Here is a 14,542-nt window from a genome sequence, read left to right on the forward strand (position 1 = left end):
TTGGAAGGAGAATAGTAGATGAGTATGACGAGCCCGTTAAAAGGTGGCCTAGAGATTAACTTTCAGGAAGCGGAGAGGGGGCTGTCCCCAAGGGAAGCTTTGGAAGAATCGAATCGATGTTTATACTGCTATGAAGCCCCATGTATCCAAGCCTGTCCGACAGGGATAGATATTCCGAGTTTTATCAAGAAGATAGCTTCAGGTAATTTTAAAGGGTCGGCCAAGACGATTATGACGGCCAATCCCGTCGGTGCCAGCTGCGCGCGGGTATGTCCGACTGAAGAGTTATGTGAGGGGGCATGTGTCCTGAACCATTCTACAAAGCCAATCATGATTGGCGACCTCCAGCGTTATTCCACAGATTGGGCCATCCAAAATAAACAAGCCCTTTTTAAGACCGGGAAGAAGAATGGCAAAAAAGTTGCCATTGTAGGAAGCGGTCCAGCGGGCTTATCTGCAGCAAGAGAATTAGCCTTGCTTGGCTACAGTGTAACCATTTTCGAAGCTGAAAAAAATCCAGGCGGATTAAATACTTACGGAATTGTATCGTTCCGTTTGCCTCAGAGCATTTCTTATTGGGAGGTCGAACAAGTAAAGAGTCTGGATGTAGAAATTAAAACGAATACACAGGTCGGGGTTGATGTTTCCGTAAATCAGCTGACTGCCGACTATGATGCGGTCATTTTAGCTATTGGCATGTCCGCTGTTCCTAAGCTTGGAATAGAAGGAGAGGATTTGGCTGAGGTTTATGATGCAATCGATTTCGTCAAGGCAACGAAAACGGAGGGCATCACTGATAAATTCATTGGGAAGAAGATGGCGGTAATTGGGGCCGGAAATACGGCGATCGATGCCGCGACCTGTTCTGTACGCCTAGGTGCCGAGCAAGTGAGTATTATATATCGTCGTACCCAAAAGGAAATGACAGCTTATGATTTTGAATATGAGTTTGCCAAACAAGAGGGTGTCGGGTTTCACTGGCTGACTAACCCTTCCAGAATCCTGTCGGATGAAAGCGGTCAGGTAACGGGCATCGAGTGTGTGAAAATGATGCTTAGCGAGGCTGGGGAAGATGGCCGGCGCCGTCCAGTCACAATTTCCGGATCAGAGTTCGTCATACCTGTCGATGGGGTCATTCGCGCTATAGGCCAATCGAGGTATGTAGGATTGATTGAACAGTTTGGCATACAACATGATGGTGGTGTAGTTACTTTGGAAGGATCCTCCTACAGAACATCGAATGAAAAAGTTTTTGCGTGCGGTGATGTGATTTTCGGAAAAGGCCAAGGTGAGGCAATGGTTGTTTCAGCTGCCCAGCAAGGGAAAAAGACAGCCTATGAAATTGACTCGATTTTGATGGGCGGAGCGGTGGATATTGCTTAATAATAATGAAAATTAGGAGGCTTATCATGGCTGATTTATCAATTGATCTTGCAGGTATTAAATCTCCCAATCCTTTTTGGCTTGCTTCAGCACCACCTACTAATTCGGGCTATCAAGTTCAGCGTGCATTTGAAGCTGGCTGGGGAGGAGCTGTATGGAAGACATTGGGTGACCCCATCCTGAATGTCTCATCACGTTTTGCAGCGGTCAGTTTTAATGGACAAAGAGTCGCCGGGTTCAACAATATAGAATTAATTACGGATAGGCCGCTTGAAGTGAATTTGAAAGAAATATATGAAACGAAGAAGAGGTTCCCTGATCATGCAATCATTGCATCAGTTATGGTGGAGCCGCAACAGGACAAGTGGCATGAAATCATCAAGCGTATAGAAGATGTAGGTGTCGATGGTTACGAGTTGAACTTTGGCTGCCCGCACGGTATGGCAGAGCGTGGGATGGGAGCTGCTTCGGGACAGGTTCCCGAACTTGTGGAAAAGCAAACATATTGGGCGAAGGAAGCAGCATCCAAACCTGTCATCGTCAAGCTTACACCGAATATAACCGACATTACGGTTACGGCTGAAGCGGCGGTGCGCGGCGGTGCGGATGCAATAAGCATGATCAATACGATTAACAGCTTAGCGGGAGTGGATATTCATTCATGGAATACGATTCCCCATGTAGGCGGCAAGGGGGCTCATGGAGGGTATTGTGGTCCTGCTGTGAAGCCAATCGCATTGAACATGGTGGCAGAGTGTGCAAGGAATCCAATGATTAATGTTCCCATCTCAGGAATAGGCGGCATTTCAAATTGGCAGGATACAGTGGAATTTTTACTGATGGGTTCAACCGGAGTGCAAATTTGTACGGCTGCCATGCATCACGGTTTTAGGATAGTGGAGGACATGATTGATGGCCTGTCCAATTACCTTGATGAAAAAGGGATATCGTCTGTGATGGATATTGTCGGTAAGTCTGTACCGCGCTATTCCGATTGGGGGAATTTAGATCTTAATTATAAGGTAGTTGCGCGCATTAATAATGATGTGTGCATTAACTGCAACAAATGCCATATTGCCTGTGAAGATACTTCTCATCAATGTATAGATATGTTAAAGGACACATCAGGCAGCTCCTACTTGAGGGTGCGCGAAGAAGAGTGCGTAGGATGTAATCTTTGCTCGATCGTATGTCCTGTCGATGGGGCAATCGATATGATTGAATTGACAAATGAATTACCGCCAATGACGTGGAATGAACGCCAATCATTACTTGGGGGCATCGGCAGTGAAAGTGTTGATTTCGTAAAATGATGGAGGGATCGAATTTGAAGAAAATCATTAAAAATGGAACGATTGCAACGGCTGCAGATACGTATCAAGCAGATATATTAATTGAAAATGAGAAGATTGCAATGATTGGCAAGGACCTGCCTGCTGAGGGGGCTGAAATCATTGATGCAAAAGGAGCTTATATTTTTCCGGGGGGCATTGACCCACATACCCATCTCGATATGCCGTTTGGCGGGACAACCACAAAGGATGATTATGAAACAGGTACGATTGCCGCTGCATATGGAGGAACGACAACGATCATCGACTTTTGTTTGACCGAAAAAGGGGTGCCGTTAAAGAACGCGATTGAAACATGGCATGAAAAGGCAAACGAAAAGGCCGCCATAGATTATGGTTTTCATTTAATGATCAGTGAGATTAATGATGATGTATTGGCTGAGTTGCCAAGTATCATCGATAATGAAGGGATTTCCTCCTTTAAAGTGTTCATGGCCTACAAGAATGTTTTTCAAGCAGATGATGCCACACTATTCCGCACTTTGTTGCAAGCAAAGGAACTTGGGGCACTAGTCATGGTTCACGCCGAAAATGGTGATGTCATCGATTATCTTACAAAGAAGGCGCTTGCTGAAGGTAACACCGATCCAATTTACCATGCGTTAACAAGACCGCCGGAGCTTGAAGGTGAAGCAACCGGAAGGGCAGCTAAACTGACGGAAATGGCAAACGGTCAGCTCTATGTCGTTCATGTCACCTGTGAAGATGCAGTTGAAAAGATTATCGAGGCAAGAAATAAAGGGGTGGATATTTGGGGGGAGACCTGTCCGCAATATTTGGTCCTTGACCAGTCTTATCTTGAAAAGCCCCATTTCGAAGGATCTAAGTATGTATGGTCCCCACCATTAAGGGAGAAGAAAAACCAGGAAGTGCTATGGAATGCTTTAAAAATGGGACAATTGCAAACGATCGGCTCAGATCAATGCTCTTTTGATTTTAAGGGTCAGAAGGACCTTGGACGTGAAGATTTCACGAAAATACCAAACGGCGGCCCAACGATTGAGGACCGCATGAGTATCCTCTTTTCTGAAGGGGTCATGAAAGAGCGCATTACCTTGAATCAATTTGTCGACATGACCTCTACGCGTGCGGCCAAACTATTTGGATTATTCCCTAAGAAAGGGACGATTGCAGTAGGTTCGGATGCTGATATTGTCATTTTTGACCCGGAAGTTGAAAGAACCATTTCTGCAGATACTCATCACATGGCTGTGGATTATAATGCGTTTGAAGGTATGGAAATTACAGGTGAACCGGTTTCCGTCCTATCCAGAGGTCAATTCGTCATTAAAGACAAACAATTTGTAGGCGAAGCTGGAAAAGGGCAATTCTTGAAACGGGCAAAATATAATGCGGCGCTGAAGCAGGATACAGGGAAAAAGCTTTCAGTATAACTTCGGTAAGGAATCTTGCAAATTAATATAGGGGGATTTTATATGAGTGAGAAGAAAGATTATTTAAAGTCTCCCGATTTGCTGCCTATACCTCATAGTGAGAAAAACATAAGTGCAGCCGGATTTGGTTTCATTTGGGTGGGCATGGCTGTAGTATTGGCTGCCTTCGCGATTGGCGGGAATGGTGTTCAAAGTTTATCCTTAGGCTGGGTCGTTCTTGCAACGGTCATTGCCTGTGTGGTTCTCGGATTTTTGATGACAATGACAGGGGATATTGGTGTTGAACATGGAATATCATTCCCAGTCTATATGAGGGCGCCGTTCGGTACGATAGGAACCCATATCCCTTCGGTTGTACGGGGGTTTGTAGCTTCATGCTGGTTTGGTCTTAACACTTACTTTGGAGCTACTGCAATGAATGCTATCTTTACAACCCTTTTTGATTTTGATAATTGGTTTACCTGCTTCCTCATTTTTGCCGTTTTACAATTGGTCAACACGGCAATGGGAATAAAATCGATAGAACGTTTTGCCGACTTGGCAGCGCCTGTTATCATTTTAATTTCTGGCTGGATGTATTTTACCCTTTCCGATAAAGCTGTGGCCCAAGGAAGAGATGTATGGTCCTGGATTGAAAGTCCGGTCACTGGCGGGGCTGCCGCTACGGCTTTCATGGTCGTCATTATGGCAAATATGGGGTTTTGGGGCACATTGACTGCAGATATGCCGACCCTCTCCCGCTATATAAAAGCACCAAAAAATGAAAAAAACTGGTTCAAGCGCAATAAGGGGCAGATAATTGGGAATATTATCACCTATCCCATCACTCAGACGTTCATGGTCATTATCGGTGCGGTTTCCTATATGGCTGTTTCCAATTATGATCCCGTAGTTGCTATACAGGAATCAGCAAGTGGGGTTGCTCTCGGCGTCCTTTTAATCATGATCGTATTTGCTCAATGGTCGACGAATACTACGGCCAATGTTATTCCCGCAGCTACCATTTTCTCCAATATCCTGGGTCCTAAATTGCCGTTTTGGATGGGAGTCGTTGTAGCGGGGGTCATTGGGATAGTGGTTCAGCCATGGAGCCTGTTCGGCATAATAATAGAAGTTTTATTAATAATAGGTGGAATCCTGGCATCCATTGTCGGCATCCTGGTAGCAGATTATTATTTTCTCCGTAAACGGCGGGTTAATGTACAAGAACTCTATGAGAGTGAAGGCCAGTATAAATACTTGAATGGAGTGAATTGGGCAGGAATCATTTCTTGGGTGATTGGAGGAATTGGTGCAACGGTTTTTTCGAATTATTCGTTTATTATTGGCTTTGTTCTTGGCAGTGCAAGTTATTATATATTGGCTAAGTATTGGTGGTTCAAGAAATATGAACAGGCTGAAATCATTGATCCCAGCGATGAGAAATATTTGGGTATTTCCGTCGGAAGGGATTGGAAAATCGAAAAGGGTCTAGAACTAGAAGAAGAGACGGTTTTTACGGTTTCAGCTGGCAAGGAGAACCTATAAAAAAGGGGGAATGGGAATGTCCGAATATCAAGACTATCGCTTAGAAAGGGAACAAATCGATTATTTACTTGAAAAAGGATATCGAATCACCCGGGTTTCAGAAAATTTAAGCGGAGCTTTTCTCGATTTTGAACTGATTGAAGGAACGAAGCAGGAATGGAAGCAATTGAACATTAAAACCCCGGAAGGAAGAAAATATTTCTCTACGTTGCTTTACAAGAAGTTAAATTAAAATTAGTTATGGACCGGGCCTATTCCTCATGAATGGGTCCTTTTTCTTGTGCATGTTTAGATTTTAACATTCTAAGAGGAAACGATAGATGCTGAAAGTGAATGAATAGGTAATCTATGAGTTTTTGTTTTCCCGGCAGCCTTGTGAGTGGAAAGGGTCGAATTTTTTGTAGAATTTTGACGTTAGATTTTCTAACAAGTGTCTGGAGATTTAAGGATTGTCCGTTTATAATAGATTTTAAAGCAGTTTTATAAAAGGATGTGGATGGATGAATACGTCGATTACAATCGAGGAAATTCTAACACGCAAGCATTTTAATCTGACGGATATAATTGCAGGTAGCAGTGGGATAAAGCGTCAAGTGAAGTGGGTCCACTGCATGGAAGTCACTCAAATCAGCCATTTGTTAAATGGAAATGAACTGATTCTGACTACCGGTTTAGGGTGGAAAGATTGCGATGAAACATTTCTATCCTACTTAAAACAGTTAATTGAATGCAATGCAGCTGGACTCTGTATAGAGATTGGCGCCAACACCATGGCAGTGCCGCAATGTGCCATTGATCTAGCAAATGAACAGCAATTCCCTATCATCCTATTTCATGAGGAAGTCCCTTTCGTAGAAATCACTCAGGATATTCATTCCCTTATCATTAATAAACAATATCAAATGATCTCCAACTTAGAAAACTACTCCCAGCAGTTAAATAAAAATCTCCTCGAAATTGACCATTATGAACCAATTCTAAAATTTCTCCACAGCTATTTAAATGTACAGGTTATTCTTATCTTTAATGAAAACGATATAGCCAGCATTCCCAAAACGAAGAAAAAAATAACCTATCAAATGGTATCGGACATATACGAAGAATCGAAATTCGATAAAACCATTCATAGACAGACAATTCAAGTGCTCGGTGAAAATTATGCGGAACTGCTCATTTTCAGCAACGACAGAGAGTTGACGGACTTTGATTCACTGATTTTGGATCGAACAGCTACCGCTTTGGCACAGCATCTATTAAGGGAGTTATATATTGAAGAAAAGAAAATGTCGGAAGAGAGTAAATGGCTTACAAATTGGATTGAAGGTGAGTATAGTGACGAAGCAATCCGGGAGAGGCTTTCCTATATTGATCCGAAAATGCAGTTGGATGGCGGTATTGTTTGCATTTGCAAACAACACCCAAGGTATAATAGAAGTTCTGCAAAATTAGATGGAACCTATTTTAAAATAATGTTTAAGACAGTTTTTGAACAGTACGGCTTTCAGATATTTTCTATGGAAATTAATCAGCATCTAGTTTTTATTTTAGGTGATAATCGTTCATCTGAAGATTGGAAATCAAGGGTGACAAGCGCAGTGGATCGAATCATGAAAATGGATGTTAGCGGGCGCAATCGAATGGGTTTGCTCTCCATTGGTTTTGGAAAGCATGTTCGAGGGTTAAGCGAGATTTATAAAAGTTATGAAACGGCCCGTGAGACTCTGCTGCTTCAGGATACATTACCAGAGGATAACAGGAGCTTCTTTTATCAGGATTTACATATGCATCGCATGATTTCGCTCATAAATAAACATGGTAATCTGGAGGAAACGGTGCACGAATATTTAGGTCCTGTCATTGAATACGATAAGCAAAACAATGGTGAGTTAATGCCTACCCTGAAGACCTATCTTGCTTGTAACGGTTCTAAACAGGAAACCTCAAAACAACTATTCATTGTCCGGCAAACGCTATATCATAGGCTTGAAAAATTAGAAAAACTGTTAGGTTCGGATTTTATGCGTTCAGATAAGCGTCTAGGACTTGAATTCATGATTTTTGCTTTGGACTTCCTACAGTACAGCAGCAGGAAAGTCAGTGGAAAATATAAATATATTGGGAAGTAAAAAATAGTACGAATGAAGGGTGTCCCGAGGACATCCTTTTTTGAATGTAGAAAGGGAAGCTAATACAAGGTTAATGCTGACATCAAACCTATAGAGCTTCTTGATGTCAGCATCTTTTATTAATATTCATTTTTTTTGGAAAGGCAGTGGTCACATTCCAAGAGGTAGGATTCAGCTTGTTCAATAATAGGAGTACCGCATTCCGTACATTGTTTAGGTGGCAGTGTCCTGAAGAATTCCAATGGGTTTTTAGTTTGCATGATGATTCCTCCTTATGATTTGGTTTAGTTATTCTTCGCGTTTGGAAAGGCAGTGGTCACATTCCAAGAGGTAGGATTCAGCTTGTTCAGTGATATGGGTTCCGCACTCTGTACATTGTTTAGGCGGAAGTGTCCTGAAGAATTCCAATGGGTTTTTAGTTTGCATGATGGTTCCTCCTTTTTGATTTGGGTTAATTAGTCTTCACGTTTGGAAAGGCAGCGGTCACATTCCATTAAGTAGGATTCAGCTTGTTCAATAATATGGTCACCGCACTCGGGACAATGTTTAGCAGGGATATTGTTAAAAAATTCAATGGATTTTTTCATTTGCATGATGATTTCCTCCTTTATAATGTTTTATTATTTTTTCGATCGATTTATTCCTCACGTTTGGAAAGGCAGCGATCGCACTCCAACAGATAGGAATCTGAGTGATCCACATGTGTTTCACCACATTCTGGACAATGTTTAAACGTTTCGATTATAAATGTATCCGATTGATTTGCTTGCATGGCTCGCACCCTCCTTATAGTACAGTTATTGTTATTTGCTTGTTGTTATAATACAGTATATACCCGAATTTGGAAAATGTATAGGTATTTAACAGAAAATTTGAAATTTACTTCAAGAAGAGTCTGAAAACCTTATAGATAGGGAGTTTTTTTAAACTTTTTTTTGTATTTCTTTTCACGGCAGCTTGGAAAATGAAGAAAAAATGGGTTTTATAAAGGGGGAAAACAAAGGGGGGCGAAAGGGACAGACAATTTTCAGTTGATTAGAATAGGTATTACTGTAACAGAAGAGGAACGGGAGGTTCAGGGGTGATGATTACCTGCTTCACAGTCCATGAACATATAAGAGCTGTTCAAAATGTCAGCAAACCGTCAAGCGGCAGCAATTATGAAAGTTCCAGCCAAACTTCTTTATTCAACAATCGGAAAAATTGTCCGTGTGGTTTTATTACTTCAGTAAAGAGGTAACTTGCTAGTAGATATACAATAAAGGGAGGTAGCATATGTCGAAAGTGATGATTATCATAAATCCATCTTCAGGTAGGGAAAAGGCAGGAAAGATTTTGCCGAAAGCGGAAAAGGCACTTGGTGATATATATGATGAGGTGTCCGTCCGTCAAACCGAAGGAGAGGGGGATGCTACGGATTTTGCCAAGGAGGCCTGTGAAGAGAGGTTCCATGCTGTCATTTCCATGGGTGGGGATGGAACGGTGAACGAGATAGTGAATGGGCTGGGCGAGCAGCAGCATCGGCCAATTTTCGGGATCATCCCACTAGGAACCGTTAATGATTTCGCTAGATCTTTGGGCATACCCTTGAATCCCAATACGGCCATTGAGATATTAAAGGACATGCATATTAAGGAATCGGACATAGGGAAGATCAATGACCGTTATTTCATGAATGTGTTGGCAGTAGGGGCGATCGCTGAGGCCACCTATAATGTATCCGTAGACCAAAAAACCCGTCTGGGGTCTTTTGCATATTTCATTGAAGGAGCAAAAGCGATGATTAAAAAGAATCCGTTCCCTTTAACGGTTGAACATGATCAGGGAAGCTGGATGGGTGAGGCTCATTTACTGATTGCAACAATGACTAACTCTGTCGGCGGTTTCGAACAACTTGCACCCGAGGCGGAAGTGAATGATGGAAAGCTGCACACATTCATCATTAAGGATTTATCACTTCCTTTTATCGTCAAGATCATTCCCAGTTTAATGAAAGGAGAGATCAAGGGACATGACGAAATTGAATATATTCAAACATCCAAGCTCAATTTATCCACAACAGACGAACTTGCAGTCAATATCGATGGAGATAAAGGCTTGCCCCTTCCATTTCAATCAAATGTACTGCACAAACACCTTCGTCTCTTTGTCCCGGGGAACTAAATGGTGTTTTAACATAAAGCAGTGCCGACTTGTTCTGTGGGTTAGTCTTTTCACAAAATGCTGATTAGGGTAAGCCAATCAGCTTTTTTCTTTGAAATCCGATGCTGATTTGAGTCGATTTTGTATTCATTCAATCACCTCAATTTTCATGGTGATCCATCACGCAAAAGGTATAATTATTCAGGAGTATTCTAGGTTAGAATAGTAAATGCATGAATGGATGGGTCTGAATATGTTACGATTATAGTTATGAGAATAGATGAGAGAGGAAGTTTGATGTTTGAATGGAGTTTTTTCTTGTTATATTAGCCCTTCTTATATTGATTGGAGTGTCTAATGTAATTAACCACTTTGTACCCTTTATACCTGTACCATTAATACAAATAGCACTGGGTGTCATACTGGCACTTTTACCCCTGGGTATGCATGTTGAGATGGAGACGGAATTGTTTTTACTGTTATTCATCGCCCCTCTTTTATTCAATGATGGCAAAAATGTGCCCCGCACTGCACTTTGGAAGTTGAGAGCACCCATTCTCATGCTTGCACTAGGCCTGGTATTCATAACGGTTTGGGCAGGCGGGTATTTAATTAATTGGATGATTCCTTCGATTCCATTGCCAGCAGCATTCGCCTTAGCAGCCATTTTGTCCCCTACAGATGTAGTGGCAGTAAGCGCTTTGGCGAGTCGAGTTAAGTTACCTAAGAGCATCATGCACCTTCTTGAAGGAGAAGGGCTCATGAATGATGCCTCAGGTCTAGTTGCCTTTAAATTTGCCGTTGCAGCTACAGTCACTGGTGTTTTCTCATTAGTGGATGCAACGTTCAGTTTCATATGGATTTCGATTGGTGGTTTTGTAGGAGGAGCAATTGTTGCCTTCATCATTATCAGGCTCCGTGTATTTCTTCGCCGTTTAGGAATGGAAGATGTTACGATGCACATGTTAATCCAGATCCTGACTCCTTTTATTATTTTCCTCGCTGTGGAACATTTCCACCTTTCTGGGATTTTAGCGGTCGTGGCTGGGGGGATTGTCCATGCCATTGAACGAGATCGGGAAATATCACCAACTGTAGAACTTCAGGTCGTTTCAAAGAGTACATGGTCCGTCATTTTATATGTATTGAATGGTCTTGTATTCGTTTTGCTAGGTTTGCAAATTCCAAGCGTTTTGAAAATTATCTTTCAAGATCCAGTCTTCAATAATGGGCAAGTCATCCTATATATCGTGGTCATTACACTTTTCCTCTTTGCTTTACGATTCATTTGGCTTACTGCTGCCTGGTCGATTGGCTGGATGACGAAAAAAGCAGGCGCCCAAAAACCAGACTTCAAAGCAGCTGGAATCATTACCATTTCCGGTGTTCGCGGAGCTGTAACGTTAGCGGGTTCGTTCTCGATTCCGTATGTGTTGGCAGATGGAAGTCCTTTTCCGGAGCGTTCGTTAATCATCTTCATTGCAGCAGGTGTCATATTGCTGACTTTGATCGTTGCCAGTGTTTTTCTGCCAATCATAGCACGGGCAGAAGAAGAGGAAATCGTGGATAAGCAGGCTGATAAAACGAAAGCGGCTGCCATTCACACACATCAAGCGGCGATTAAAGTTATAGAATCCCAAATGACAGATGAAAACCGGGAAGCGGCTTTATCGATCATTTCGAGGTACTGCACCAAGATCAATGCACTGTCCTATGTAGAACAGGAGAAAGAGCCAGCTGCATTAAGGGAAGAAGAAAAAGTTCTTCGCTTTAAAGCCCTTGAAGCAGAGCAAAGGTTTCTTGATAAACTTATTAAGGATGAGAAAGTGGACCGGGAAACGGCATTTATATGTAAAGAATATATCCAGCGTATGGAAGGCGCGGTCACAAACCGGATGAAATTCCGTTTTTTCAGGTCCGTAACGCTTTTCAGAAGAAGTATGCTGAGGGTTTTTAAATTATTTTTCCCTAATAAAAGTGAAATAAGAAGGATCAATATAGAGAGATTGGAAAAGGTGAGAGACCTTAAAATCAGGATGTACAAAGCCGCCATCCAAGAGATACAAGCGGGTATCACTTCTGAAAATCATGAGACGTCTTCGATGATCATAGAAGAGTATAAAGTGTTGATATTAAAATGCAAACGTGAAAATAGAGGCCGTATCCCTAGTAAAATGGTCGATTATGAAAGGGAGCTATTCTATAAAGCGATCCAGGCAGAACGGGACGAAGTGCAGGATATGTTTGAAAAACGACAAATTTCCCGCGAGGTTGCCAATATACTCCGCAAGCAAATCAATTTACGAGAAGCACTGACAATCAATGAAAGCACCCATTGATTATTTTAAAGAGCGCTGCCGATATATTCGGCAGTGCTTCTTTCATTTAGTGGAGGGATTTTAAGGTGACGCATCGAATCATTAAGGTATCCAATAATTGATGAAAGCGGTGTGCCAAATGAAACAGGACAAGGAAATCGGGATCATCACCTTAACGCATTATTTACCGGAACATCATCACCAGCTGTCACAGTTTTATTTACCGGAGACACAAACCCCTTTTTCGGCTCTGCCGGAAGAGTCACTGAAATATTGCCGAAAGGATGTTGACAGACACCCTTTCGTTATTTTGGCTGCGGGTATTCCGGTCGGGTTTTTCGTTTTACACATTGGGGAGAACATCAGCCCTTTCACCAGCAATAAAAAAGCGATATTACTCCGTGGATTTCTTGTTGATCAAAAGCATCAAGGGAAACGGATTGCGAAGAAAGCCTTGCAAATCCTTCCGGAATTCGCAAAAGGGATTTTTCCAAACAAGGATTCGATTGTACTGGCAGTGGACGTCAAGAATATGATTGCCAAAACTCTTTATACGAAATCGGGGTATCAGGATACAGGAATTCATAAAGAAGGAAGAAGCGGGTTGATGGAGATAATGGAATATAGATTAGATAAAATGAACATGGATATGGAAAAAAGAAATGAGATATAGAGTATCAATATGAGGGCATTTAGACTTTTCGAATGAGAGAAGGTCTTTTTTTTGTCCAATTTGTTACAGGTTTCATTACGAAACTAATGAATTAAAGGGTCACTTTTAATAATGCTGCTGCCTTATGGTACACTTTACTTAATGTAAATTTCGTTAATCGAGGTGTATTCTAATGAAAACGGTCGTAGTGGTTGGTGGAGGCATTACGGGTTTATCAACCATGTATTATTTACAAAAAGCTGCTAAAGCGAACAGTCTCTCCGTACGATTAATATTAATAGAAGGAAATGAGAAACTAGGCGGTAAAATCAGGACAGTGCATGATGGTCCATTTAAAATCGAAGCGGGTGCCGATTCGATTGTCGCCAGGAAACAAAATATAAAACCATTTCTTAAAGAATTGAACCTTGAGGATCAAGTTGTCTATAATGCGACGGGAAAATCATTTATCTATACCGATGGCGTGCTAAAGGGAATCCCTGAAGATGCCCTATTCGGAATTCCAATGAGCCTGGAGTCCCTGGTGAAAAGTGATCTGGTTTCTGCACAAGGAAAGGTCGATGCCTTAAAGGATTTCTATACAAAGAATGAGACGTTTACGAAAAACGACTCAATCGGTTTATTTCTTGAAAGTTTCTTAGGTAAGGAATTGGTACAAAAACAGATATCACCTGTCCTATCGGGTGTTTATTCAGGAAAACTAAATGAATTGACCATTGCTAAAACACTGCCGGAGATGCTGGATTATAAAAATGAATATGGCAGTATCATACGCGGTCTATCGGAAAATAAGCAGAAATATCAAAGCAAGGGAAATAAGAAGTTCCTTTCGTTTAAAAATGGCTTATCGGTATTGATTGAACGTATTGAGGAAAGCCTCGATATAGTGGAAATTATTAAAGGGGTCAAGGCGGAAAAAATCAGAAAGAATGATGAGAGGTATATAATTTCATTGGCAAACGGTGAATCGCTGGAAACGGACTTCATCGTATTGAGTACACCGCATACAATTGCCCAGAAACTATTGGGTGATAGGGAGTTGGATCAAGACTTCGCTGGCTTGATCAATAGTTCAATGATAAGCGTTTACCTTGGATTCGATATCCCGGACAGCATGCTTCCTAATGATGGGACGGGTTTCATTGCAGGTGATAATAGTGATTTGATCTGCAATGCATGTACGTGGACGAGCCGGAAATGGGAGCATACTTCTGAAAACAGTCAGCTTTTAGTAAGGCTTTTTTATAAAAGCTCAATTCCGGACTATGAACGGTTACGGTCCCTTACAAATCAGGAATTAATCCAGGTGGCTTTACGGGACATTAAAAGTAGTTTAAGTATTTCTGGGACTCCAATTACAAGTGAAGTGACGAAATGGCATGAAGAAATGCCGAACTACCATATTAAACATCCTCAAATCGTTCAATCACTGGAGGCGAAAATCTCCGAGAATTATCCGAATGTTTTACTTGCGGGATGTTCATACAATGGTGTCGGAATACCGGACTGTATTGCTGATGGGGAAAAGAAAGCGCAAGAGATATGTCTGAATTTGTAAAAGGGGGACTGCCAGGTGGCAGTCCTTTTTTGCATGACTGGAAATTCCGTTTGAAGTTTCCAGCATTTC

Annotated in this window: 14 protein-coding genes; 10 read left to right on the forward strand and 4 right to left on the reverse strand. The window is 41.8% G+C overall.

What is annotated here, in order from left to right; translation table 11 throughout:
- Nucleotides 1-24 precede the first annotated feature (24 nt).
- The 6 genes from SB775_RS20130 (at nt 25) to SB775_RS20155 (ending at nt 7,782) form a co-directional block, all read left to right on the forward strand.
- Nucleotides 25-1,383 (forward strand): NAD(P)-dependent oxidoreductase, encoded by a 1,359-nt coding sequence (locus tag SB775_RS20130; RefSeq protein WP_410863011.1) that lies wholly within the window; start codon nt 25-27, stop codon nt 1,381-1,383.
- A 26-nt stretch (nt 1,384-1,409) separates the two neighbouring features.
- Entirely contained in the window at nt 1,410-2,696 is a 1,287-nt protein-coding gene (gene preA, locus SB775_RS20135) for an NAD-dependent dihydropyrimidine dehydrogenase subunit PreA (RefSeq protein WP_410862986.1), read from the forward strand.
- Between the two features lie 14 nt (nt 2,697-2,710).
- Nucleotides 2,711-4,129 carry a dihydropyrimidinase gene (hydA, locus tag SB775_RS20140; RefSeq protein WP_410862988.1) on the forward strand — a complete coding sequence of 473 codons (1,419 nt, stop codon included), beginning with the start codon at nt 2,711-2,713 and terminating at the stop codon, nt 4,127-4,129.
- A 42-nt stretch (nt 4,130-4,171) separates the two neighbouring features.
- Nucleotides 4,172-5,656 carry an NCS1 family transporter gene (locus SB775_RS20145; protein ID WP_410862990.1) on the forward strand — a complete coding sequence of 495 codons (1,485 nt, stop codon included), beginning with the start codon at nt 4,172-4,174 and terminating at the stop codon, nt 5,654-5,656.
- Between the two features lie 16 nt (nt 5,657-5,672).
- On the forward strand, nt 5,673-5,888 hold the full coding sequence (locus SB775_RS20150) for a hypothetical protein (RefSeq protein WP_061461137.1): 216 nt from the start codon (nt 5,673-5,675) through the stop codon (nt 5,886-5,888).
- A gap of 268 nt (nt 5,889-6,156) precedes the next feature.
- Nucleotides 6,157-7,782, forward strand: a complete 1,626-nt coding sequence (locus tag SB775_RS20155) for a PucR family transcriptional regulator (protein ID WP_410862991.1) — start codon at nt 6,157-6,159, stop codon at nt 7,780-7,782.
- 119 nt (nt 7,783-7,901) lie between these two features.
- Here SB775_RS20155 and yhfH (SB775_RS20160) read toward each other — a convergent pair whose 3' ends face one another.
- Genes yhfH (SB775_RS20160) through yhfH (SB775_RS20175) form a run of 4 tightly spaced genes read right to left on the reverse strand, consistent with a single transcriptional unit; the run spans nt 7,902 to nt 8,554 of the window.
- Nucleotides 7,902-8,042, reverse strand: a complete 141-nt coding sequence (gene yhfH, locus SB775_RS20160; RefSeq protein ID WP_081108658.1) for a protein YhfH — start codon at nt 8,040-8,042, stop codon at nt 7,902-7,904.
- Between the two features lie 28 nt (nt 8,043-8,070).
- Complete coding sequence (gene yhfH / locus SB775_RS20165) at nt 8,071-8,208, reverse strand: protein YhfH (RefSeq protein ID WP_081108659.1); 138 nt, start codon at nt 8,206-8,208, stop codon at nt 8,071-8,073.
- A gap of 29 nt (nt 8,209-8,237) precedes the next feature.
- Entirely contained in the window at nt 8,238-8,375 is a 138-nt protein-coding gene (gene yhfH / locus SB775_RS20170; RefSeq protein WP_081108660.1) for a protein YhfH, read from the reverse strand.
- Between the two features lie 44 nt (nt 8,376-8,419).
- Complete coding sequence (gene yhfH, locus SB775_RS20175; protein ID WP_141133678.1) at nt 8,420-8,554, reverse strand: protein YhfH; 135 nt, start codon at nt 8,552-8,554, stop codon at nt 8,420-8,422.
- 503 nt (nt 8,555-9,057) lie between these two features.
- Between yhfH (SB775_RS20175) and SB775_RS20180 the strand changes: the two genes are divergently transcribed.
- The 4 genes from SB775_RS20180 to SB775_RS20195 all read left to right on the forward strand — a co-directional run bounded on the left by SB775_RS20180 (nt 9,058) and on the right by SB775_RS20195 (nt 14,473).
- The gene (locus tag SB775_RS20180; RefSeq protein ID WP_410862994.1) at nt 9,058-9,945 is read left to right on the forward strand and encodes a diacylglycerol/lipid kinase family protein; all 888 of its coding nucleotides are present in this window, start codon (nt 9,058-9,060) and stop codon (nt 9,943-9,945) included.
- 284 nt (nt 9,946-10,229) lie between these two features.
- Complete coding sequence (locus SB775_RS20185; RefSeq protein WP_410862996.1) at nt 10,230-12,263, forward strand: Na+/H+ antiporter; 2,034 nt, start codon at nt 10,230-10,232, stop codon at nt 12,261-12,263.
- 118 nt (nt 12,264-12,381) lie between these two features.
- On the forward strand, nt 12,382-12,915 hold the full coding sequence (locus SB775_RS20190) for a GNAT family N-acetyltransferase (protein WP_410862998.1): 534 nt from the start codon (nt 12,382-12,384) through the stop codon (nt 12,913-12,915).
- Between the two features lie 172 nt (nt 12,916-13,087).
- Entirely contained in the window at nt 13,088-14,473 is a 1,386-nt protein-coding gene (locus SB775_RS20195; RefSeq protein WP_410863000.1) for a protoporphyrinogen oxidase, read from the forward strand.
- Nucleotides 14,474-14,542: the final 69 nt, after the last annotated feature.

The organism is Peribacillus sp. SIMBA_075 (assembly GCF_046534585.1).

Coding starts and splice junctions, on each gene's coding strand:
- SB775_RS20130 (WP_410863011.1), top strand. CDS start 25: ATGACGAGCCCGTTAAAAGGTGGCCTAGAGATTAACTTTCAGGAAGCG.
- SB775_RS20150 (WP_061461137.1), top strand. CDS start 5,673: ATGTCCGAATATCAAGACTATCGCTTAGAAAGGGAACAAATCGATTAT.
- yhfH (WP_081108660.1), bottom strand. CDS start 8,375: ATGCAAATGAAAAAATCCATTGAATTTTTTAACAATATCCCTGCTAAA.
- SB775_RS20190 (WP_410862998.1), top strand. CDS start 12,382: ATGAAACAGGACAAGGAAATCGGGATCATCACCTTAACGCATTATTTA.
- SB775_RS20195 (WP_410863000.1), top strand. CDS start 13,088: ATGAAAACGGTCGTAGTGGTTGGTGGAGGCATTACGGGTTTATCAACC.
- SB775_RS20155 (WP_410862991.1), top strand. CDS start 6,157: ATGAATACGTCGATTACAATCGAGGAAATTCTAACACGCAAGCATTTT.
- SB775_RS20145 (WP_410862990.1), top strand. CDS start 4,172: ATGAGTGAGAAGAAAGATTATTTAAAGTCTCCCGATTTGCTGCCTATA.
- yhfH (WP_081108659.1), bottom strand. CDS start 8,208: ATGCAAACTAAAAACCCATTGGAATTCTTCAGGACACTTCCGCCTAAA.
- SB775_RS20185 (WP_410862996.1), top strand. CDS start 10,230: ATGGAGTTTTTTCTTGTTATATTAGCCCTTCTTATATTGATTGGAGTG.
- yhfH (WP_081108658.1), bottom strand. CDS start 8,042: ATGCAAACTAAAAACCCATTGGAATTCTTCAGGACACTGCCACCTAAA.
- preA (WP_410862986.1), top strand. CDS start 1,410: ATGGCTGATTTATCAATTGATCTTGCAGGTATTAAATCTCCCAATCCT.
- SB775_RS20180 (WP_410862994.1), top strand. CDS start 9,058: ATGTCGAAAGTGATGATTATCATAAATCCATCTTCAGGTAGGGAAAAG.
- yhfH (WP_141133678.1), bottom strand. CDS start 8,554: ATGCAAGCAAATCAATCGGATACATTTATAATCGAAACGTTTAAACAT.